Here is a 22272-nt window from a genome sequence, read left to right as displayed (position 1 = left end):
CAGCCTCTCTGGGGCAGCAGACGTTTTGGCAATGATTAAGGCACCTTGCGGGGTGCCTTTCGTTATGGGAGAGATTCGATTTTGGATAATGATGAAATCAACAGCAGATTACGGACATTGATGATCATATCGGTCCTGGTCATTGCCGTTCTCATCGGGCGGGCTGCCTACCTGCAGATCTACCAGGGGGAGTACTACGCGGGCCTCGCGGACGGCAACCGCATCCGCATTGTGCCGTCGATGGCGCCGCGCGGCACGTTCTACGACCGCAACGGCGAGTTGCTCGTCACGAATCGCCCGGGCTTCTCCGTTTCACTTCTGCCGCTGACAGCGCCGATCTCGGACGATGTCATCGCGCGTCTCTCAGATCTCCTGAAGGTGCCGACGGACGAGATCAAGACGAAGATTGCCGGTCACAGCGGCTTCAATCCCATCCGCATCAAGACGGATGTCACGCCGGACATTGTCTCGATCATCGAGGAGCAGAAGAGCCAGTACCCTGGTGTCGTCATCGAGGTCACGCCGATCCGCGACTACATCCTCAAGCAGGAAGGCGCGCACACCTTTGGCTACGTCAGTGAGATTAACGACACCGAGCTCGAGAAGATGAAGGACGAGGGCTACAAGTCCGGCGACATCATCGGCAAATTCGGCATCGAGAAGATCTACGACAAGGAGCTGCGCGGCGAGAACGGTGGCCAGCAGGTCGAGGTCGACGTGTCGGGCAAGCCCGTGCAGATTCTCGGCCGCAAGGAGCCGGTGCCGGGCGATGACCTCGAGCTCACGATCGACATCAAACTACAGCAGGCGGCCGAGAAGGCCGTTGACGAACAGCTCACGCAGATCGGCGCCCATGCAGCGGCCGCCGTCGTCATGAATCCGCAGACGGGCGAGATTCTCGCGATGGTCAGCCGCCCGGCCTTCGACCCGAACCTCTTTGCGCACGGCATCTCGTCGAAGGACTGGAATCAGCTCAACAACAATCCGTATCACCCGATGGACAACAAGACCATCACGGGTGAGTATCCGCCGGGCTCGACTTTCAAGATTGTCACGGGTACAGCTGCCCTGACGGAGGGCGTCGTCACGCCGGACGAGCAGATCTTCGACTCTGGCCACCACTGGATCATCCCGAAGGGCAACGCCGACGGCGAGGCGCTCGGCTGGCTGAATTTCCGCTCGGCCCTCGCGCACTCGGATAACGTCTACTTCTACGAGATGGGCAACCGCCTCGGCATCGACCGCCTCGAAAAGTATGCGCGCATGTTCGGTCTGGGCGCGAAGACGGGCATCGACCTGCCGTACGAGGCATCGGGGCTCGTCGCCAACCGCCGCTACAAGGAGAAGAACTTTGATGACGGCGAATGGTATCTGTCGGAGACATTTGATGCGGCCATCGGCCAGGGCTTCAACCTTGTGACGCCGCTGCAGGCGGCCATGGTCATGGGCGAGATCGCAGCCGACGGCAAGCGCTACAAGCCGCATGTCGTCAACCGCATCATCGCGCCGGACGGCAGTGTCGTTAAGGACTTCCAGCCGGAACTCCTGTCGCAGCTCGATGTTCCGGAAGAGGATATCAAGCTCGTCCAGGACGGCCTGCACGATGTCACGAAGTACGGCACGGCAGCTTCGAGCTTCCGTGGCTTCACGGTCGACATCGCCGGCAAGACGGGTACGGCCGAGAACTCACAGGGACGCGATCACGGCTGGTTCGTCGCCTACGGCCCGTTCGACAATCCGAATGTCGTCGTGGCCGTCATCGTCGAGAACGGCGGCTACGGTTCCCAGTCGGCCGTGCCGATCGGGCGCAAGATCCTCGAGGCAGCCTTTGGCCTCAACCAGGACGGCGGCGATAAGAAGTGATGAGCGGTCGTAAGGTCATGAAGGTCGTAAGATAGAGAGGAGAATCGGCAGTCATTATGCATGATGAGATTGTGAAGATCAAGGGCGGGAGAAAAGGGCTGCAGCTGAGTTTTGCAGAGGGCGCCTCTTTTGATGACATCTGGAAGCACATCGAGCAGAAGCTCGAGTCCGGCTCCGGCTTTTTCCTGCGCGGCACACTCGTGCTCGTGCCGCGTGAGCGCTTCCTCAAGGAGGAGTTTGCAAGGCTCCAGAAGCTCTTCCACGAGCATGGTCTGATCTGCAGGACGATGGGGGAAGAGCCTGAGGAAGAGCCATCAGCTCCGGCCGCCAAGAAGCAGAAGGCCGCGTCACCTGCTGCCCGCAAGAAGGACCCGCATGTGCAGGAGATGGTCGTGGTCAACCGCACGCTGCGCGGCGGCCAGGAGATCCGCACGGAGAGCTCCGTGCTCGTCTGCGGCAACGTCAATCCCGGCGCGCAGATCATCGCAGGCGGCAGCATCGACATCCGCGGCACGTGCCGCGGCCTCGTGCATGCCGGCGCGTCAGGCGATACGGATTCCTTTATCATCGCCGATCACCTGATGCCGACGCAGATCCGCATCGCGAATCTCATCGCGCGCTCGCCGGACCACATGGAGATGACGGAGCGCGCCGAGCGCGCTTCGATAAAAGATGGGCAGATTGTCATCGAACCGATAGAAAGGTAGGAATAAGGGGTATGAGCAAAGTTTATGTAATCACTTCGGGCAAGGGCGGTGTCGGCAAGACGACGACGACGGCAAACCTCGGCGTCGGCCTCGCCATGCGCGGCAAGAAAGTCGTTCTCGTCGACACGGATACGGGCCTGCGCAATCTCGATCTGCTCCTCGGCCTCGAGAACCGCATCATGTACGACCTCATCGATGTGGCAGAAGGCCGCGTGCCCTGCAAGAAGGCCCTCGTGCGCCACAAGAAGTATGAGAGCCTCTTCCTGCTGCCGACCTCCCAGGTCAAGGACAAGACGAGCGTCAACCCAGAGCAGCTCGTCAAGCTCTGCGAGGACCTGCGCAAGGAGTTCGACTTCATCCTCATCGACTGCCCCGCCGGTATCGAGCAGGGCTTCAAGACGGCCATCGCCGCCGCTGACACGGCCATCGTCGTGACGATGCCGGAAATCTCGGCTGTCCGCGATGCCGACAAGATCATCGGTGAGCTCTCGCGCGCCGACAAGGAGGACATCAAGCTCATCGTCAACCGCATCCGCCCGCAGATGGTCGAGAGCGGTGACATGCTCGACATGAACGATATCAACGACATCCTCTCGATCGAGTGCATCGGCCAGGTGCCGGACGACGAGATGGTCGTCACGAGCACCAATAAGGGCGAGCCTTGCATCACGATGGAGCACTCGCTTGCAGGACAGGCCTACCGCAACATTGTTGGCCGCATCTGCGGCGAGGACATCCCCTTCATGGAATTCCCGAAGGAGGGCTTCTTCCAGAGGCTCAAGCGCCGCGTATTTGGAGCATAAGGAGGGAAAGGCATGCTGGATTTGGTCAAGAAGATTTTTGGCAAGAAAGAGAGATCGGGGCAGATCGCGCATGACCGCCTCAAGGTTGTGCTGATCCATGACCGCGCCAATGTCTCGCCAGAAGTCATGGACAACCTCAAGAATGACATCATCAAAGTCATCTCGAATTACATGGATATCAATCAGAAGGATATGGATATCTCGCTTGAGAACGACGACAACTCCGTCGCCCTCGTCGCGAATATCCCGGTCAACCGCATGAAGCATGATGCGGGGAAGAAGTGAGAAGACGTACGGAATGATGAACAAACGTTATCTGCGCCGGACGGATTACATCCTCATTGCTGCGACGGCGGCCATCATCGTCATGAGCCTCGTCATCATCGGCAGTGCGACGCACATCAATACACCGAGTGAGGAACGCTACTGGTTTGTCCAGCGTCAGGGCATCTTTGCGCTCGTGAACGTCGCACTGGCGGCCTTCCTCATGAATTTTGACTACAAGGTCCTCGAAGGGTACGGCAACAAGCTCTACATCTTCAACCTGGTCCTGCTCGTGGCCGTCATGCTTGTCGGACAGTCGGCTCTTGGCGCCCAGCGCTGGATCACGATCGGCCCGATCAGCATCCAGCCGTCTGAGTTCTCGAAGCTCATCATGATCATCTCGATCGCGACGATGCTCGACAATAAGGTCGGCCACCTCAACACGATACACGATCTCCTGCCCGTCGCGGCCTACGTCGGCGTGCCGTTCCTCTTGGTCCTCAAGCAGCCAGACCTCGGAACCTCGCTCGTATTCATGGCCATCTTCTTCGGCATGGTCTACGTCGCCGGCATCAACAGGAAGCTGCTCCTGGGCATCTTCGCTGCGGGCATCGCGGCCTTCCCAATCTTCTGGCACTTCCTCAAGGATTACCAGAAGATGCGCCTGACGGTCTTCATGAACCCGAACGTCGACCCCTTGGGCTCTGGCTACCACATCATCCAGTCCAAGATTGCCATCGGCTCGGGCATGCTGTTCGGCAAGGGACTCTTCGGCGGCACGCAGAGCCAGCTGAACTTCCTGCCGGAGAACCACACGGACTTCATCTTTGCCGTCGTCGGCGAGGAGCTCGGCTTCATTGGCGTGACGTTCCTGCTGCTCTTATACCTCATCGTGCTCTGGCGCGGTGTCGTGACGGCGCGCGATGCTGGCGACACGTTCGGCCGCCTGTTGGCCACGGGCATCACCTCGATGCTGGCTTTCCACGTGCTCGTCAACGTCGGCATGACGATGGGCATCATGCCGGTCACGGGCATCCCGCTCCCGCTCATGAGCTACGGTGTCAGCTCGCTGACGACGAACATCATGTCCATCGCCATCCTGCTCAACATCGAGCGGCGCAAACAAAAACTTGTCTTTTAGATGGGCCAGAAGGCCCGGCCTTCCCTGTTTCGGTCCCGAGAGAGGGGAGGCTTTTTTTGAGATACGGAGGAAATCAATCAATGGTACGACTCGAACACGAAGTGCTGCAGTCCGTCCTGAAGCCGGCGCGCTACACGGGCGGCGAATGGAATGCCGTCATCAAAGACCACGCGGATGTGGACTGCACCTGGGCGCTGGCCCTGCCGGATGTCTACGAGGTCGGCATGAGCAACCTCGGCCTCGCCATCCTGTACGAAGTGCTCAATCGCCGCGAGGACATCGCGGCAGAGCGCGTCTACGCGCCCTGGACGGACATGGAAGAAGAGATGCGCAAGCGCAAGATGCCGCTCTTCTCGCTCGAGACGAAGACGGAGATCTCAGCCTTCGACTTCGTCGGCTTCTCGCTCCAGTACGAGATGATCTACACGAATGTGCTCAACATGCTCGACCTTGCGGGCATCCCGCTCTTCGCGAAGGACCGCGGCGAAGCGATGCCGTTTGTCGTCGGCGGTGGCCCGTGCGTCTATAACGTCGAGCCGATTGCTGACTTCTTCGACTTCTTCATCGTCGGCGAGGGCGAAGAGGTCATCGTCGAGGTGTCAGACGCTTTCATGGCCTGGAAGAGAGAGGGGCGTCCGGGCGGCCGCAAGGGCTTTTTGCAGCGTTTGCTCGATGTTCCGGGCATCTACGTGCCGTCTTTCTACGAGCCGGAGTACGACGAAGAGGGCAACTACCGGGCCCTGCGCCCGCTTGTTGAGGCGGCCAAGCCCGTCATCTACAAGCGCGTCATCCGTGATATGAACGATGCTATCTCGGTCGAGCATCCCGTCGTGCCGTACATGGACATCGTGCACAACCGCATCATGCTCGAGCTCTTCCGCGGCTGCTCGCGCGGCTGCCGCTTCTGCCAGGCGGGCATCTGCTATCGCCCGGCCCGCGAGCGCACGGAGGAGAACCTGCGTAAGATGGCCCGCGGCCTCGTCGATGCGACGGGCTACGACGAGATGAGCCTGACCTCGCTGTCGTCGGCCGACTACTCCTGCCTCGGCCGACTCGTCGATGACCTCATGGCGGACTTCCGCGACGAGAAGGTCAGCTTCTCGCTGCCGTCCCTGCGCATCGACAGCTTCTCCATCGACCTCGCCCACAAGATGCAGCAGGTGAGGAAGTCTGGCCTGACCTTCGCGCCGGAAGCGGGCACGCAGCGCCTGCGCGACGTCATCAACAAGGGCGTGACGGAGGAGAATCTCATGAAGGCCTGCGGCGCCGCCTTCCGTCAGGGCTGGAAGCAGGTCAAGCTCTACTTTATGATGGGCCTGCCGACGGAGACGGACGAGGATGTCATCGGCATTGCCGAGCTCGCCAAGAAGGTCGTCGACCTCTACACCGAGATCAAGGGCAAGCGCGGCTGCAAGGTCACGATCTCCGTCGCCTGCTTCGTGCCGAAGCCGTACACGCCGTTCCAGTGGTTCGGCCAGCTGCCCATCGAGGAGTTCCAGCGCCGCCAGCAGCTCCTCAAGGAGCACATCACGGACCGCGCCATCACCTTCAACTACCATGATGCGCGCCTCTCTGTCATCGAGGGCGTCTTCGCGCGCGGCGACCGCCGTCTCGCCAAGGTGCTTCATCAGGCTTGGCAGGATGGCGCGAAGTTCGACGGCTGGTCGGACCTCTACCGCGACGATGTCTGGCACGAGGCCTTCCGCAAGTGCGGCATCGACATGGGTTACTACAACATGCGCACGCGCAACTTCAACGAGCCGCTGCCGTGGCTCGTCACCTCGCCAGGCGTCAACCAGGAGTTCCTGCTGCGCGAGTGGCATCACGCGATGAACGCGAGCCTGACGGAAGACTGCCGCCGCGGCCGCTGCACGGCCTGCGGCATCTGCCCGAACCTCGGCGTGCACGTCATTGACTACAAGAAGCAGGAAGACGCGCGCCTCGAACAGGAAAATCAGGAAGCGCAAAGCGAGCAGGAAAAGGGAGCTGACGCAGCGAAACAGGAGAGCAAGCAGGTTCCCACGCATGACCCGAAGGGCCCCGGCCGCCCGCGCACGCTCTACGCATGGCGCGCCGAGATCACTAAGGGAGAGGAATTGCGCTACGTCTCGCATCTCGACTACGCGAACCTCTTCCTGCGCGCCTTTGACCGCGCCAAGCTGCCGATGGCCTATTCTGAGGGCTTCAACCCGCACATGAAGGTGGCCTTCGCCTCGGCGCTCTCGCTCGGTGTCACGAGCGCCTCGGAGTACATGGACTTCGAGCTCACGAAGCCCTTATGCCAGCCCGAAATCTTCGACCGCCTGCAGAAGGAACTGCCGCCGGGCGCCAAGCTCTTGAAGCTGCGCGAGATCCGCGGCAAGCACACGGCCCTGATGTCGGAGGCCGACGAGGCCATCTACACCCTGCGCGTGCCGTTTGCTGGCACCGAGGCGCAGGCAAAGGCGAGCATCGGCGCCTACAACAGGGCAGAGGAGGCCGTCTGGCACCGCGTGACGCCGAAGAAGACGCGCGACATCGAGACGAAGCAGTACATGAAGGAGCCGGTGGCCTTCCACATGGAAGATGGTGAGCTCCAGCTGACGATGGACATCGTCATCACGCAGTCGGGCAGCGTCAAGCCACTCGAAGTCCTCTCGCTGATCGCCAAGGACTTCGAGCTCGCCGTAAATCCGGCTGCGGCCCGCATCGAGCGCCAGGGCATCTTCGGCCACGGCAAGAAGCTCATTGATCTTGCCTGAGCACAGGCATTCACATCTGGGAATGAAACATCAAGGATTGGAGTGAGGTGACGTTATGAGATCCATCATCGTGAATATGGTGCCAGAGGAGACTTGCATGGCCGTACTCGAAGACGGCGAGCTGCAGGCGGTGGAGATGGAGCGTTCCTCGCATTCGCATCTCGTCGGCAACATCTACAAGGGGCGCGTGCAGAACGTCCTGCCGGGCATGCAGGCCGCCTTTGTCGACATCGGCACCGGGAAGAACGCCTTCCTGTACATCGGCGACGGCCTGCCACACGAGACAATCGAGTCCATGCCGCAGAACGCGCGCATCCACATCGGGCAGAGCCTGCCCATCCAGATTGTCAAGGACGCCATCGGCACGAAGGGGCCGCGCGCGACGATGCACATCTCCCTGCCGGGGCGCAACGTCGTCCTGATGCCGACAGCCGCCTACATCGGCATGTCGCGGCGCATTGAGGACGAGGCGGAGCGTGCGCGCCTGCACGCGATCGCTGAGCGCATCTGCCCCAAGGGCATGGGGCTCATCATCCGCACGGTCGCCGCGGGCCAGAGCGAGGAGAACCTCGCCGCTGACGTGCGCTACCTCGTGCGGCTCTGGGAGTCCATCCTCGCGCGCTACAGGCTCAAGTCGAAGGGCTCCGCGCTCCTCTACCGCGACGCTGACCTCCTCATACGCCTTGTGCGCGACCGCTTCAGCGCAGATGTCGATGAGCTCGTCATCGACGACAAAGCGGCCTACCAGCGCGTCTGCAGCCTCGTCGAGGCTATCTCGCCGGAGCTCGTCGGCCGCATCCGCTATTACGAGGCGAAGACGCCGATATTCAAGGCGTACCACATCGAGGAGGAGATCGATAAGCTCGGTGCCCGCGAGGTCGAGCTCAAATCGGGCGGCTTCCTCGTCATCGATAAGACAGAAGCCCTGACCGTCATTGACGTCAACACGGGCAAGTACGTCGGCAAGACGAATCTCGGCGACACTGTCTACCAGACGAACCTCGAGGCCGCTGCCGAGATCCTCAAGCAGATTCGCCTGCGCGACATCGGCGGCATCATCATCGTCGACTTCATCGACATGGAGAAAGAGTCGCAGAAAGAAGAGCTGCTCGCCTACATGCGCGGGCAGGTCAAGCACGACCGCACGAAGACGAATATCGTCGATATCACGAGCCTCGGGCTCGTCGAGATCACGCGCAAGAAGACGCGCCAGAACATCGACAGCATCGTCTACAGCGAGTGCCCCATCTGCCACGGCCGCGGCCGCATCGAGTCGCCCGAGACCGTCGCCATCCGCATCAGCCGCGACATCCGCCGCATGGAACGCAAGTCCCACGCGCGCGAGGGCTATGAGATCGAAGTCCATGAGACTGTCGCCGAAGAGCTCCAGGCAAACCAGCTCATGATGAACCTCGCCGCCGAGTTCGGCACCGACATCAAAGTCACCGTCAAGCCCGGCATGCATCCAGAGAACTACACCATCTTGCAGCAGAGCTGAAGTGAGATAAAGAAGACTTCGCCTGACTCCGCTTGGAGTTGAGCGGAGTCTTCTTTGCGTGCAAAAGGTACGCGCATGAATAGAATATTTTTTAATGTATAAAAAGACATAATCTTTTATTGACGTGGCAATTGCAATTCCGTATAATAGAGGCATAGTTGCATCGGAGTCATAAAGAATGGCTTGTTTGCTCGACATCATAGGGGGGTTGATGATTTGTATCCAATGAAATTACAGGCACCGCTCAAGGATTACATCTGGGGCGGCACGAAGCTCAAGACGGACTACGGCAAGAAGACGGATCTCGAGAAAGTCTCAGAGTCGTGGGAACTCGCCTGCCACAAGGATGGCATGAGCATCATCGAGAATGGTCCGGAGGCGGGCCTCACGCTCAAGTCGTATCTCGATGAGGCGGGCCCCGCTGTCCTCGGCGAGCACGCGAAGAAGTTCCCGTACTTCCCGCTGCTCATCAAGCTCATCGATGCGAAGGACAACCTCTCGGTGCAGGTCCATCCGGACAACGATTACGCGATGCGCGCCGAGGGGGAGTACGGCAAGACGGAGATGTGGTACATCGTCGACTGCGAGCCGGGCGCCACGCTGATCTATGGCTTCAAGCACGCCGTCTCGAAGGAGGAATTCGAGAAGCGCATCGCCGATAACACGCTGCTCGAGGTCTGCAACCAGATACCCGTTCACAAGGGGGATGTCTTTTTCATCGCCTCGGGCACGCTGCACGCCATCGGCAAGGGCATCATCATCTGCGAGATTCAGCAGAATTCCAACACGACGTACCGCGTCTACGACTACGGCCGCCTCGGCAAGGACGGCAAGCCGCGTGAGCTCCACGTCAAGAAGGCCATCGACGTCACGAACCTCGAGCCGGTCAAGGAGCGCCCGCGTCTCGATGCACCCATCGATATCTTTGTGGATACCCAGGCCCGTCTGCTCGCATCGTGCGAGTACTTCACCGTCTATGAGCTCGAGATTGACGGCACGAGCCATCTGACGGCTGGCGAGGATTCGTTCCAGAGCTTCACGGTGCTCGACGGCAGCGTGCAGCTGCAGGCCGGTGATGTGGAGCTGACCTTCAAGAAGGGGGAGACTTCTTTCCTGCCTGCTGGCCTCGGTGCCTACACGCTGATGGGCAAGGCACGCCTGGTCCTCAGCAAGATATAAAATAGGATTTGCTTTTGGGACACTTTTTCCGCAGTGAAAAGGTGTCTTTTATATAATTTGTTATAAATACAAAAGATATATTTTATAGTTGACATTAGTTAGATGCTTTATTATAATAATAAATACGATGAAACAGAAAAAATGTTTATTGAGAGGATGTTGAGTATGGCAATTCTAGCTTTTGACGTCGGTGGCAGCAGCGTGAAGTACGCTGTCGTGCAGGAAGATGGAACGGTTGAGGATAAGGGCTCGTTCAAGACGCCATCTGACCTCGAGGGATTCTACGAGGGGCTCAGGCAGACGAAGGCGAAACTCAAAAAGGGGCATGCTTTCAGCGGCGCAGCCTTCTCCATGCCCGGTGCAGTGGACGATGCCCGTGGCGTCATCGGTGGTTCGAGCGCTATCCCGTACATCCATGACTTTGACATCAAGTCAGCGATGGCAGATGTGCTCGGATTGCCCGTCGCGATGGAGAACGATGCGAACTGCGCGGCGCTCGGCGAGACTTGGATTGGCATCGCCAAGGACTGCAAGGATGTCGCGTTTTTCGTCATCGGCAGTGGCGTCGGCGGCGCCATCGTCAAGGATGGCCGCGTTCACCACGGCGCGCATCTCCACGGCGGTGAATTCGGCTACATGGTCGGCGACGATGGTGCCACAATACTCAGCACCGCTGGCTCGACAGAGAATATCGCGCGTCTCTGCGAGCGACTGAAAGGTCTTCCAGACCACAGCCTCGATGGGCGCAAGGTCTTTGCACTGGCCGGAGAGGGTGATGCGGAGGCGGCAAAGGCTGTCAAGCAGATGATAGAGTCTCTGGCACGCGCCATCTACAACATCCAGTACTCGTACGACCCGGAATGCTTCGTCATCGGCGGCGGCATCAGTGCCCGCGAGGACTTCGTTCCTGCCATCCAGGAAGCAATCGATGCGATCTTGGAGCGCGTTAAGGTCGCCAGAATCCGCCCCGACGTCCGCACGGCTGAGTTTGGCAACGATGCGAACCTCATCGGCGCGGTGCGCCACTTCCTGCAGACGAAATGACCTTAGGGGGGTGGATGTCCCATAGCGGCTCCTCATTTTGAGGGGCCGCTGTTTTATATCTTTTTCTTGATAAAATAATAAATATGTTATATAATAAAAAGTAAAAGACATGATTTATTGTAGAGGAATGTGTGTTATGGTAAAATACCAGGAAATAGCAAATGAGTTGCGCAATCAGATTCAGGAGGGTGTCTATAAGGCAGGGGAACAGCTTGCGTTGGAGCGCGAGATGTGTGAGCAGTACGGCGTCAGCCGTATTACGATCAAGAAGGCTGTTGACCAGCTTGTCAAGGATGGCCTTGTTGTCAAGCGGCGCGGATCGGGCACCTTCGTCAAGAGCCTTGCGAGTGAGGATGTCCACGATATCAGCATGGCCAACCAGTTCTCAGGTTTCTCGAAGGTATTCGAAGGGCATGAGATTGCGACGAAGGTCGTGCGCTTTGACATCATCCATCCGACGGCAGAGGTCGCGGAGAAGCTCAACATCACGACGGATGACTTCGTCTATGATATCGTGCGCCTGCGCCAGGTGGACGGGGATCCCGTCGTCATCGAGTATACGAACATGCCGATCGAGCTGATTCCAGGCATCAAGCGCGAGGTGCTCGAAAACTCGATTTACCGCTATATCGAGGAACAGCTTCATTTCAAGATCCAGTCGGCACACCGCTTCATCCGCGCCCTTCTGCCAACGCCTGAGGAGGAGGAGTTGCTCCATATCGATCATGGAACGATGCCGATATTGGAGGTCGAGCAGATTGCATTCCTCGACGATGGGCGTGCCTTTGAGTACTCCAAGGCACACCATCGCGGAGACAAACAGGTATTCCGGGTCGTCAGCATTCGCTGAACGCAGCCTGAACAAACAGAAGAGAGCAGCCGAGAGGGTTGCTCTTTTCTACGAGATGCCGGGCCGCCGCATGAATCCGTACCGCGGCTGGGAGATCTATCCGAAGGTGATCTACGATGTCGCCATCAACGTGCGCGACAACTACGGCAACATCCCGTGGTACATCTCTGAGAACGGTATGGGCGTAGAGGGAGAGGAAACGTTCATCGACGACGACGGCATCGTGGCTGATGACTACCGCATCGACTTCATCCGCGAGCATCTCGAATGGCTCCACAAGGGCATCGAAGAGGGCTCGAACTGCTTCGGCTATCACCTCTGGACGCCGATTGACTGCTGGTCCTGGTCGAATGCCTACAAGAACCGCTACGGACTCATTGCACTCGATCTTGTCACGCAGAAGAAGACCATCAAGAAGTCCGGCCGTTGGTTCTGTGAAGTCGCTGCACAGAATGGGTTCTGAATCGCACGCTCTTGATTGTTTTTGTTGATTCCTGCAAGAAGCCCCCGGCTCACGAAAGACGTGAGCCGGGGGCTTCTCTGTCTGCACCAACCGTGCAAGGATTCACTGTGGTTCTGCTGCAGCGTCTTCTGCGATATCTGTCGCGACGTCTTCTTCAGGCAGAGCGAGGTAGTTGCGGATGGCCGCGATCTCGTCGGCGATGAAGAGGGCGGGCGGCGATTCGCGGATCATGACGGCCTGCAGCATGCGGCTCTGCTCTTCCTGGTCGTCGGTCTTCAGGTTGGCCGGGTCGGCCGCTGCGCGCGTCAGCGCAATGGCGCGGTGCTGGGCTTCGGCATAGGCGTGTGCCTTGCGCACGAGTTCGATGGACTGGTCGTAGCAGGTATCATTGAGGGCGAGCGGCGGCGTTCGGCTCGCGATGCGCGTATCGAGCGCTTGGCTGTCCTTCTCGAGCTGCGAGAGGCGCAGGTAGGCCGTCTGGATGCTGATGATGTCTGCCTTGAAGTCCGCAAGGATCTTGTGGTAGCGCTGCCAGTTGCGGTCGAGGTCCTCGATGTCCTTCTGATAATCCTTGTACCATCCGGCGAAGATCTGCTGCTGCTGCTGGCGCTCCTCGCGCATCTCCTGACTGATGACGGCATCGCCATTGCGGTGCGGCGAAGGCCAGGCGAAGAAGACGATGGCACTGGCCGCGCAGAGCACGAAGAAGAAGGCAAAGAAGATCTTGCGGCTGGGGATGTAGTGGTAGAGCAGTGCGAGCAGCACGACTGCGATGGCCGCGCCTATGTAGATGAGCATGTTCCCACCTCCGGAAATTCAGATTTTTGTCTTATACTGCACATAATGCTATTCTAGCAAATGCTTGCCGGAAAGACAATGGCGCGGCCTTGCAGGGAAGCAGGGAACGCGTTATACTGAGATTCGTTAAGGATGTGATAATTTGAAGCAAAAGTTTTGGAAGAATTTCTGGCATCTCTTCCGCGGATACTGGAATTCAGAGGAGAAGTGGAAAGCGAGGGGGCTCCTGGCCTTCGTCATTGGCCTGAATTTCGCGTCGGTCTATCTGCTCGTCCGCCTCAATAGTTGGTATAATGTCTTTTATAACGCACTGCAGCAGTATCAGGCGGAATCTTTCTGGCCGCTCATCGGGGAGTTCACGGGGCTTGCCTTCCTCTACATCATCCTCGCGGTCTACGCAATCTATCTGCGCCAGATGCTCCAGATCAAGTGGAGGACCTGGATGACGAACCGTTACCTCGACGACTGGATGAAGGGCCAGGTCTACTACCGCCTGCAGGTCCTGCGCAGCGATACGGATAACCCGGACCAGCGAATCAGCGAGGACATCAACCAGTTTGTCTCGCTGACGCTGCAATTGCTCATCGGCATGCTCAAGCAGATCACGACGCTCGGTGCCTTCGGCGTCGTGCTCTGGAATCTCTCAGGCGCCTTCACCGTGCCAATCGGCGGCCACGAGTTCGTCATCTACGGCTATATGTTCTGGTTCTCGCTGCTCTACTCGGTGCTCGGCACGATCGGCGTCCACTTCGTCGGCCGCAAGCTCATCGGGCTCAACTTTGACCAGCAGCGCTACGAGGCGGATTTCCGTTTCAACATGATGCGCGTGCGCGAAAACAGCGAGAGCATTGCCTTCTATCGCGGCGAGCAGCCGGAATCTGTCGGCTTTGCAGAGCGCTTCGCGAAGGTCATCAAGAATTACTGGCAGCTCATGCGCCGGACGAAGCTCCTGAACTTCTATGTCAATGGCTACGGCCAGTTGGCCATCATCGTGCCACTCGTCATGGCGGCGCCGCAGTACTTCGCCGGTGTCATGACGCTCGGCGGCCTCATGCAGACGTCCTCGGCCTTCGGCCGCGTGCAGGATGCGCTCTCGTACTTCGTTTCGGTCTACGATACGATCGCACAGCTCGCTGCAGTCATCCGTCGTCTTTCGGGCTTCACGCGCCATATGGAAGGCGCTTCGGACATCGAGGATAAAGTGACGCGCGAGACAGCCGCTGGCAGTGCGCTCATCGTGCGCGACTTTGACGTCAAGCTGCCGGATGGCCGCGTGCTGCTTGCTGACTGCAACCTGACCATCAAGGAAGGGGAGCGCCTCTTGATCACGGGCGCCTCCGGCTGCGGCAAGAGCACGCTTCTGCGCACGCTCGCTGGTATCTGGCCGTATGGCCAGGGCAGGATTGAGATTCCGGAAAAGAGTCGCATCCTCTTCCTGCCGCAGCGCCCCTATCTGCCGCTCGGCAGTCTGCGCCGGGCGCTCTACTATCCGCTGAGTGCCTCGGGGCCTGAGGAGAACCTCAAGGAAGTCCTGCGCAAGGTCGGCCTGGCGGACTTTATCCCGCGCCTCGATGATATCGACGACTGGAGCCGCATCCTCTCGCTCGGCGAGCAGCAGCGCCTTGCCTTTGCCCGCGTCTTGCTCGTCAAGCCCGACTGGGTCTTCCTCGACGAAGCGACGTCGGCCCTCGACGAGCCGCGCGAGCAGGAGATGTACGAGCTCATGCGCAGGGAACTGCCGCATACCGGCATCATCAGCGTCGGCCACCGCTCCACGCTCTTTGCCCAGCATGAAGAAGAACTCCACTTAAGTGGTGACGGCAGCTGGCAGTGCCGTCCTGTCACAGCCTGATATAGAGAGAACGAGCAATTCTGTTCCTTCATTCTGGAGGAGCAGGGTTGCTCGTTTTTCATGCATTCGTGTGATTTTCTGATGTTCAGAAAATCAGGTTGATGTGGTTGTCGGCGAGATACGACTGCCATTCGCTGGATGGTTTTTCGTCCGTCACGAGGGTGTCGATGTGGGAGAAGTCGTCGCATTTGACAAAGGCGGTCCTGTCGAACTTGGAGTGGTCGATGAGCAGCACAGCTTTGCGGGCTTGGCGGATCATGACGCTCTTGATGCGCCCCTCGCTGTCGTTTGACTCCATGATGCCCTTCTCGCGGTCGATGCCCTTGCAGCTGATGAAGGTGAAGTCGACGTAGTATTTCTCGAGCGTCTGGCTTGCAATCGTGCCGGTCAGGGCGCAGGAACTCTCGCGCATCGTGCCGCCCGTGCAGATCATCTTGAACCCGCTGCCCATGAAGTCGTTCATGAGGCGGATGGAATTGGTGATGACGGTGATGTCGCGCTGTCCTTTGAGACGCTGCAGCAGAGCCTGGCAGGTCGTACTGGAATCCATCATGATGGTGTCGCCGTCCTGGATCAGGCGAGCGGCCTTCTCGGCGATGGCGAGCTTGCTCTCGCTGTTGATGGCACTGCGACGCTTGTAGGAGAGGTCTTCGCTCGTGCTCTCCGTGATGACGGCGCCGCCGTAGCTGCGCCGCAGGAGATCCTGCCCCTCGAGTTTCTCAAGGTCGCGTCGTATGGTCTCTTCTGTCACCTTGAAGGTCTGCGCGAGGTCAGAGACGTATACTTTCCGATTCAGGCGGATTTTCTCCATGATCCGCTGTCTTCGTTCTAATCCTAACATGAAATTCCCCCTTTTGAGTGGACTCATTTGGACAAATGTCGGTTTATTTGTTCTTTATTCTTTATTATACGTTGTTTTGGGGCATAATACAATAAAACAAAGCAAAATACATGTGTGATATTGTTTGTTGCAGGTGGAGTTGAGAGTGCGCAGGGCCAGCATCAATGCTTTCTACTGATTTTCAGATGGCCGTAGTAAAATAATAAAATTACAGGGGGCATGACAGTCGATGAAGCGCAGGGATTTTATTCGGAATATGATGATCATGGGGATGGGACTAGCTCTAGCACCGGAAGTCATCGCCAAACAGGTTGCAGAAGCAGCTTGGCAGGATGGCGGCAACGTGCTGCCGGGCGTCGCCATCCGCCAGACGCATCTTTCTTTTCGATCCCTGACGAATCGGCGTGTGACGGACGCAATCATCGTGCACCATATTGGCAACACGAATGATGATGTGTCGGCCGAGACGGTCCACCAATGGCATCTGGCCAATGGCTGGGCGGGCATCGGCTATCACTTCTTGATCCGCAAGGACGGTTCCATTGAACAGGGGCGGCCGATGGACACGGTCGGTGCGCACTGCTACGGGGAGAACGAACACACAGTCGGGGTCAACATCGTCGGGAATTTTGAAGATTACATGCCGGAAGATGCGCAGGTGGCCTCCGCGAAGCGGCTGCTCGCTGCGCTCTGCCGCAATTACGGCTTTGCTCCATCGCGCTCGACGATTTTCGGCCATCGTGACTTCAATGCGACGGCCTGCCCCGGTCAGAATCTCTACGACATGCTGCCCGATATCATTCGCGGAGCAGCGGCACTCTACTGACCGATGCATGCGGGATGGGAAAATGCAGACAGGACCTGCTGGCCATTTTGGCTGGTACGGTCTTTTTATTTTTTTTCTAAAAAAAGTGCGAAAAATTGCGATTTACATGAAGGATTTTTTTCGTTTTCATAGAACCTACATAATATACAAAGAAGTTTTCTGGATGGATCGGGAAATCAGGGGGCGGCAGGCGCAACTGTTCCCTTGGATTTTCTCGAATTAACGGAAAACTTGCGGTTTTCTCATGGTTTTTCACAGAAAGCAAGGTGACTGCGATTAGTTTCATAAATATTACGTAATTCATTGATAAATAAAATGGTATTGCAATCATTGATAAAAGAGGTATACTGACAGAGTACCATCTTTTTTTGACAGTGCACGATCGGCAAGAGCGGCGTATTGATGTAAGGGGAGGCTGTTCTTGCTGAGTATATCCAAGGGGGATTTTGTATGAGAAAGACAGAATGCTTAGCAATGATACTGGCTGGCGGACAGGGAAGCCGCCTTGGCGCTTTGACGAAGAAGATTGCAAAGCCGGCCGTCCCGTTCGGCGGGAAGTACCGCATCATTGACTTTCCACTCAGTAACTGCGCCAATTCCGGCATCGACAAGGTCGGTGTACTGACGCAGTACCGTCCGCTCGAGCTTCACAATTACCTGGCTTCCGGCAGTGCCTGGGATCTCGATAAGAAAGAGGGCGGTGTCTTCATTCTGCCGCCGTATGCACGCGAGAAAGGTGCGGACTGGTATCGCGGCACGGCAGATGCCATCTACCAGAACCTGAACTTCATCGACTTGGCAGACCCGGAGTACGTCCTGATCCTCTCGGGCGACCACATCTACACGATGGATTATTCCTGGATGCTCGATGCCCACAAGGCCAATAAGGCTGAGGCCACGATCGGTGTCATCGAAGTCCCGTGGGATGAGGCCCCGCGCTTCGGCATCATGAACACGGACAAGACGGGCCGCATCGAGGAATTCGAGGAGAAGCCGGCTAAGCCGAAGAGCAACCTCGCTTCAATGGGCATCTACATCTTCAACAAGGACTTCCTCAAGAAGTACCTCGAAGAGGATGCGAAGGATGAGACGTCGAGCCATGACTTCGGCAAGAACATCATCCCGAAGATGCTTGCCGATAAGGCACGTCTCTACTCGTACGCTTTCGATGGCTATTGGAAAGATGTCGGAACGATTGAGAGCCTCTGGCAGGCAAACATGGACCTCTTGCAGGATCAGCCGCCGTTTGAGCTCAATGGCGATTGGAAGATCTATTCCTCGAATCCCTCGATGCCGCCGCATTATGTAGGCCCTGATGCCACGGTCAAGAACTCGATGGTCAGCGAGGGCTCGATGATTCTCGGCGATGTCGAGAATTCGGTCATCTTCCCAGGCGTCCGCATCGGCAAGGGCGCAAAGGTGCGCAATTCGGTCATCATGCCGTCGACAGTCGTGCGTGAGAATGCTGTCGTCGACTATGCGATCCTCGCACAGAATTGCGAGATCGGCGAAGGAGCAAAGGTGATGGGTGAGAAGGGTGCCATCACGGTCGTCGCAGATGGCGAGACGATTGTCGCAACAGCGGCAGGCAGCAAGCAGGCCGGCTAAGATTGTCAGCTCAACCTCATAGATACAACAGAACACAGACCAGAAGATCGGAGTGAATCAAATTGAAAACAGTAATGGGGATCATCAATCTTCAGGAGGACAATAGCCTCATCCGAGAGCTGACCGACCGTCGCGTCGTCGAATCGCTGCCGTTTGCCGGCCGCTATCGCCTCATCGATTTTGCACTGTCGAGCATGGTGAACTCGGGCGTCCAGAATGTCGGCGTCATGCTGCCGGACAAACCGCGTTCCGTCCTCGATCATCTGCGTTCCGGTAAGGATTGGGATCTGGCCCGCCGCCATGACGGCCTCTTCTACCTGCCGGCTCCGCATGACGAGGAATCGCGCCGCCGCGGTGACCTTCGCAACTTCTACTACAATCTCGACTTCTTCGAGCACAGCTCGCAGAAATACGTCCTGCTTGCAGGCGGCAGCTTCGTCTACAACATCAACTTCAACGAGCTGTTGCGCTTCCACCAGAACACGAATGCCGACATCACGATGGTCTACTACACGGCCTCGCACGAAGCTGCGGGCCGCAGCACTGTCATCGAGACGGCTGAGAACGGGCTCGTCGAGGACATCGCCGAGAAGCCGGCCATCTACGATGGCTCGAAAGTCTCGATGAATGTCTTCCTCATGGAGAAGCGCATCTTCGTCGAGATGATCCGCTACAGCTACGAGCATGGCGGCCAGGATCTGCTGCTCGACGGCATCATCCGCCGTTCGGACGAGTACAGCATCTATGCTTATGAGCATGATGGCTATGTCGCACATGTTGATTCGACGGCTTCGTACTACAAGGCAAACATGGACATCCTCAATCCTTCTGTATGGGAAGAGCTCTTCATGGGCGAGAATTCCATCTACACGAAGGTCAAGGATGAAGTCCCTGTGCAGTACAAGGACACTGCCGTTGTCAAGAATTCGCTGATTGCCAATGGCTGCATCATCCGCGGTGAAGTCGAGAACAGCATCCTGTTCCGCGGCGTCACCATCGAGAAGGGTGTCAAGGTCAAGAATTCTATTATCATGCAGAAGTGCGACGTGCAGGAGAATTCCCTGCTCGAAAATGTCATCTGTGATAAGAACGTAGTGATCACGAAGGAGAAGTGGCTCAAGGGAGCTCAGAACTATCCGCTGATCGTTGCGAAAAATGTGGTGATCTAAGATTGAGACAAGCCGTTGTAAATAGAAATGCGCTGGCAGGTATGGGCTGGCACCTCATTTACGACGGCTTTTCTTTTATAAATCAAGTAAGTCAAAGCCAAGGGGAGTGTTTTTTTTGGCACGAGAAACAAAGGAACAGAAACAGAAGAGCCGCGAGTTTGACAAGCTCAAGGAGAATCTGAAACTTCGTTTTGTCAGCACGGCACATCTGATGTATGGCCGTGAGATCAAGGACCTCACGGAGAATGAGGTTTACCAGACGGTGGCTGCTACCGCAAAGCAGTTCATCTCCGACAACTGGATCAAGACAAACAAGACGTATGCAGAGCGCCAGGAGAAGCAGATCTACTATTTCTCCATCGAATTCCTGCTCGGCCGCCTGCTCAAGTCGAATCTCATCAATCTCGGCATCGAAGAGGCCGTCAAGGAAGTCCTGGAGGACTTCGATCTCAGCCTCGTCAAGACGTTCGATGAAGAGCCAGACGCAGGCCTCGGCAACGGCGGCCTCGGCCGCCTTGCCGCCTGCTTTATCGACTCGATGGCAGCACACCGCCTGCCGGGCCACGGCTGCAGCATCCGCTACCAGTACGGCCTGTTCGAGCAGAAGATCATCGAGGGCAACCAGGTCGAGATCCCGGACAACTGGCTCAAGAACGGCTTTGCCTGGGAGTACCGCAAGCCGGATAAGGCCATCGATGTCAAGTTCAACGGCAATGCCTACATGAAGAAGATGCCGGACGGCAGACTCAAGCTCGTCTACGAGAATCCGATGACGGTCATGGCTGTGCCTTACGACGTGCCGATCGTCGGTTATCACAACAACACGGTCAACACACTTCGCCTCTGGAATGCAGAGGTCAACCGCGACTTCTCCGACTACGGCCGCCTGACGCAGGAACAGATGCGCCAGAAGAACGAGTACCGCAACTTCGTCGAGAGCATCACGCGCTACCTCTATCCGGATGACAGCACCTACGATGGCCGTCGCCTGCGCCTTATACAGGAGTACTTCTTCGTCTCGGCCGGTGTCCAGAGCATCGTCCGTCACTACAAGAAGGTCGGCATGGACATCCATGACTTCGCCCAGAAGATCGCCATCCACATCAACGACACGCATCCGGCACTCTGCGTCGCCGAGCTCATGCGCATCCTCGTCGATGAGGAGGGTCTCGAGTGGAATGAGGCATGGGCCATTACGAAGAACACGATTGCCTACACGAACCACACGATCATGCCGGAGGCACTCGAGAAGTGGCCAATCGACATGTTCAAGCCGCTGCTGCCGCGCATCTACATGATCATCGACGAGATCAACCGCCGCTGGCTCATCGATGTGCGCGACCGCTATCCGAATAACGAGCAGAAAGTCCACGAGCTCTCCATCATCCAGGACGGCATGGTCCACATGGCCCGTCTGTCGATTGTCGGCTCGCACAGCGTCAACGGTGTCGCGAAGATCCACACGGACATCCTCAAGTCCACGACACTGCACGACTTCTACGAGTACAACCCGCGCATGTTCAACAACAAGACGAACGGCATCACGCACCGCCGCTGGCTCATGGGCGCAAACCCGGAGCTCTCGGACCTCATCGATGCGACCATCGGCAGCCGCCGCTGGCATCGTCATCCGGAGCAGCTCGACCTGCTCAACGACTACGTTGAGGATAAGCCGTTCCTTGAGAAGCTCGGCGCCATCAAGCACCTGCGCAAGGAAGGACTCGCGAAGTACGTCAAAGAGCACAATGGCATCGATGTCGATCCGGACAGCATCTTCGACATCCAGGTCAAGCGCATCCATTCATACAAGCGCCAGCTCATGAACATCCTGCACATCATGTACCAGTATCACAAGCTCAAGACGGATTCGGACTTCGACATGCTGCCGACGACGTACTTCTTCGGCGGCAAGGCTGCACCGGGCTACTACATCGCGAAGGAGACGATCCGCCTGATCAATGCCGTCGCGGACAAGGTCAACAACGATGCGAGTATCAAGGGCAAGATCAAGGTCGTATTCATCGAGAACTTCGGCGTCTCCATCGGCGAGATTGTCTATCCGGCGGCCGATGTCAGTGAGCAGATCTCCACGGCTTCGAAGGAAGCTTCGGGCACGGGCAACATGAAGTTCATGATGAACGGCGCCATCACGCTCGGCACGCTCGACGGCGCGAACGTCGAGATCCGCGAAGCGGTCGGTGGCGACGCGAACTGTGTGATCTTCGGCCTCAAGGCAGAGGAAGTTCTCAACTACTATGCGACGGGCACGTATTCTGCCTGGGATGAGTACAATACGAATGAGAACGTGCGCCTCGTCGTCAACCAGCTGACGGACGGCACGTACGGCAATTTCCAGTCACTGTCGGACTACCTGATCCGCGCAAACGATGAGTTCTTCATCCTCAAGGATTTCAATGCCTATGCTGACGCGCATGTCGAGATCATGAAGCGCTACCAGAAGCGCTTCCAGTGGCTGAAGTCCTCGGCCATCAACATCGCGAACTCGGGCGTCTTCTCGTCCGACCGCACGATCGATGAGTACGCAAATGAAATCTGGCAGGTCAAGCCGGTCATGATCCCGTAAGCTGTGAATCGCAGGGGCTATGCCCCTGCCCGATTCCAAGG

General features: G+C 57.6%; 18 protein-coding genes. 16 read left to right on the top strand and 2 right to left on the bottom strand.

Annotated elements, in window-relative coordinates; all coding sequences use genetic code 11:
* Nucleotides 1-78 precede the first annotated feature (78 nt).
* The 11 genes from mrdA to QDI87_RS05080 all read left to right on the top strand — a co-directional run bounded on the left by mrdA (nt 79) and on the right by QDI87_RS05080 (nt 12553).
* Nucleotides 79-1863, top strand: coding sequence for a penicillin-binding protein 2 (gene mrdA / locus QDI87_RS05130; RefSeq protein WP_270527933.1), 1785 nt, complete (start codon nt 79-81; stop codon nt 1861-1863).
* A gap of 56 nt (nt 1864-1919) precedes the next feature.
* Nucleotides 1920-2570, top strand: coding sequence for a septum site-determining protein MinC (gene minC, locus QDI87_RS05125; RefSeq protein ID WP_278742419.1), 651 nt, complete (start codon nt 1920-1922; stop codon nt 2568-2570).
* An 11-nt stretch (nt 2571-2581) separates the two neighbouring features.
* Nucleotides 2582-3373: a septum site-determining protein MinD gene (gene minD, locus QDI87_RS05120; protein ID WP_226867342.1), complete on the top strand. Its 792-nt coding sequence runs from the start codon at nt 2582-2584 to the stop codon at nt 3371-3373.
* A 12-nt stretch (nt 3374-3385) separates the two neighbouring features.
* Nucleotides 3386-3658, top strand: a complete 273-nt coding sequence (minE, locus tag QDI87_RS05115; RefSeq protein ID WP_036373774.1) for a cell division topological specificity factor MinE — start codon at nt 3386-3388, stop codon at nt 3656-3658.
* A 13-nt stretch (nt 3659-3671) separates the two neighbouring features.
* Nucleotides 3672-4778, top strand: a complete 1107-nt coding sequence (gene rodA / locus QDI87_RS05110; protein ID WP_036373771.1) for a rod shape-determining protein RodA — start codon at nt 3672-3674, stop codon at nt 4776-4778.
* Between the two features lie 80 nt (nt 4779-4858).
* Nucleotides 4859-7519 carry a TIGR03960 family B12-binding radical SAM protein gene (locus QDI87_RS05105; RefSeq protein WP_278742415.1) on the top strand — a complete coding sequence of 887 codons (2661 nt, stop codon included), beginning with the start codon at nt 4859-4861 and terminating at the stop codon, nt 7517-7519.
* Nucleotides 7520-7574: 55 nt separating this feature from the next.
* Nucleotides 7575-9017: an Rne/Rng family ribonuclease gene (locus QDI87_RS05100; protein WP_278742414.1), complete on the top strand. Its 1443-nt coding sequence runs from the start codon at nt 7575-7577 to the stop codon at nt 9015-9017.
* 225 nt (nt 9018-9242) lie between these two features.
* The gene (locus tag QDI87_RS05095; protein ID WP_278742412.1) at nt 9243-10196 is read left to right on the top strand and encodes a type I phosphomannose isomerase catalytic subunit; all 954 of its coding nucleotides are present in this window, start codon (nt 9243-9245) and stop codon (nt 10194-10196) included.
* A gap of 165 nt (nt 10197-10361) precedes the next feature.
* Complete coding sequence (locus QDI87_RS05090; RefSeq protein WP_036373759.1) at nt 10362-11240, top strand: ROK family protein; 879 nt, start codon at nt 10362-10364, stop codon at nt 11238-11240.
* Nucleotides 11241-11349: 109 nt separating this feature from the next.
* A complete protein-coding gene (locus tag QDI87_RS05085; RefSeq protein ID WP_341460086.1) occupies nt 11350-12090 on the top strand; it encodes a GntR family transcriptional regulator in 741 nt (246 codons plus the stop codon).
* Between the two features lie 70 nt (nt 12091-12160).
* Nucleotides 12161-12553: a family 1 glycosylhydrolase gene (locus QDI87_RS05080; protein ID WP_278742406.1), complete on the top strand. Its 393-nt coding sequence runs from the start codon at nt 12161-12163 to the stop codon at nt 12551-12553.
* 102 nt (nt 12554-12655) lie between these two features.
* On the opposite strand, the gene QDI87_RS05075 is transcribed toward QDI87_RS05080, so the two are convergent.
* Entirely contained in the window at nt 12656-13351 is a 696-nt protein-coding gene (locus tag QDI87_RS05075) for a hypothetical protein (protein ID WP_278742404.1), read from the bottom strand.
* Between the two features lie 142 nt (nt 13352-13493).
* Here QDI87_RS05075 and QDI87_RS05070 point away from each other — a divergent pair, with 142 nt between their 5' ends.
* Entirely contained in the window at nt 13494-15203 is a 1710-nt protein-coding gene (locus tag QDI87_RS05070; RefSeq protein ID WP_278742402.1) for an ABC transporter ATP-binding protein/permease, read from the top strand.
* Between the two features lie 85 nt (nt 15204-15288).
* On the opposite strand, the gene QDI87_RS05065 is transcribed toward QDI87_RS05070, so the two are convergent.
* Nucleotides 15289-16044, bottom strand: coding sequence for a DeoR/GlpR family DNA-binding transcription regulator (locus QDI87_RS05065; protein ID WP_278742401.1), 756 nt, complete (start codon nt 16042-16044; stop codon nt 15289-15291).
* 271 nt (nt 16045-16315) lie between these two features.
* Here QDI87_RS05065 and QDI87_RS05060 point away from each other — a divergent pair, with 271 nt between their 5' ends.
* From QDI87_RS05060 to QDI87_RS05045, 4 genes are all read left to right on the top strand, one after another.
* Nucleotides 16316-16870, top strand: a complete 555-nt coding sequence (locus tag QDI87_RS05060) for an N-acetylmuramoyl-L-alanine amidase (RefSeq protein WP_341460085.1) — start codon at nt 16316-16318, stop codon at nt 16868-16870.
* A 450-nt stretch (nt 16871-17320) separates the two neighbouring features.
* Nucleotides 17321-18478, top strand: coding sequence for a glucose-1-phosphate adenylyltransferase (locus QDI87_RS05055; protein ID WP_278742399.1), 1158 nt, complete (start codon nt 17321-17323; stop codon nt 18476-18478).
* A 62-nt stretch (nt 18479-18540) separates the two neighbouring features.
* Nucleotides 18541-19647, top strand: coding sequence for a glucose-1-phosphate adenylyltransferase subunit GlgD (gene glgD / locus QDI87_RS05050; RefSeq protein WP_270527843.1), 1107 nt, complete (start codon nt 18541-18543; stop codon nt 19645-19647).
* Between the two features lie 115 nt (nt 19648-19762).
* Nucleotides 19763-22231 carry a glycogen/starch/alpha-glucan phosphorylase gene (locus QDI87_RS05045; RefSeq protein ID WP_055159976.1) on the top strand — a complete coding sequence of 823 codons (2469 nt, stop codon included), beginning with the start codon at nt 19763-19765 and terminating at the stop codon, nt 22229-22231.
* Nucleotides 22232-22272 lie beyond the last annotated feature (41 nt).

It is taken from the genome of Mitsuokella jalaludinii (assembly GCF_928722185.1).
Lineage (GTDB): Bacteria > Bacillota > Negativicutes > Selenomonadales > Selenomonadaceae > Mitsuokella > Mitsuokella jalaludinii.
This window is presented reverse-complemented; position numbering and strand designations above follow the sequence as displayed.

Bases quoted from the DNA above. Each gene is read 5' to 3' on its own strand.
- minC (WP_278742419.1), top strand. From the start codon at position 1,920: ATGCATGATGAGATTGTGAAGATCAAGGGCGGGAGAAAAGGGCTGCAG.
- minD (WP_226867342.1), top strand. From the start codon at position 2,582: ATGAGCAAAGTTTATGTAATCACTTCGGGCAAGGGCGGTGTCGGCAAG.
- minE (WP_036373774.1), top strand. From the start codon at position 3,386: ATGCTGGATTTGGTCAAGAAGATTTTTGGCAAGAAAGAGAGATCGGGG.
- rodA (WP_036373771.1), top strand. From the start codon at position 3,672: ATGATGAACAAACGTTATCTGCGCCGGACGGATTACATCCTCATTGCT.
- QDI87_RS05105 (WP_278742415.1), top strand. From the start codon at position 4,859: ATGGTACGACTCGAACACGAAGTGCTGCAGTCCGTCCTGAAGCCGGCG.
- QDI87_RS05100 (WP_278742414.1), top strand. From the start codon at position 7,575: ATGAGATCCATCATCGTGAATATGGTGCCAGAGGAGACTTGCATGGCC.
- QDI87_RS05095 (WP_278742412.1), top strand. From the start codon at position 9,243: ATGAAATTACAGGCACCGCTCAAGGATTACATCTGGGGCGGCACGAAG.
- QDI87_RS05090 (WP_036373759.1), top strand. From the start codon at position 10,362: ATGGCAATTCTAGCTTTTGACGTCGGTGGCAGCAGCGTGAAGTACGCT.
- QDI87_RS05085 (WP_341460086.1), top strand. From the start codon at position 11,350: ATGATTTATTGTAGAGGAATGTGTGTTATGGTAAAATACCAGGAAATA.
- QDI87_RS05080 (WP_278742406.1), top strand. From the start codon at position 12,161: ATGAATCCGTACCGCGGCTGGGAGATCTATCCGAAGGTGATCTACGAT.
- QDI87_RS05075 (WP_278742404.1), bottom strand. From the start codon at position 13,351: ATGCTCATCTACATAGGCGCGGCCATCGCAGTCGTGCTGCTCGCACTG.
- QDI87_RS05065 (WP_278742401.1), bottom strand. From the start codon at position 16,044: ATGTTAGGATTAGAACGAAGACAGCGGATCATGGAGAAAATCCGCCTG.
- QDI87_RS05060 (WP_341460085.1), top strand. From the start codon at position 16,316: ATGGGACTAGCTCTAGCACCGGAAGTCATCGCCAAACAGGTTGCAGAA.
- QDI87_RS05055 (WP_278742399.1), top strand. From the start codon at position 17,321: ATGAGAAAGACAGAATGCTTAGCAATGATACTGGCTGGCGGACAGGGA.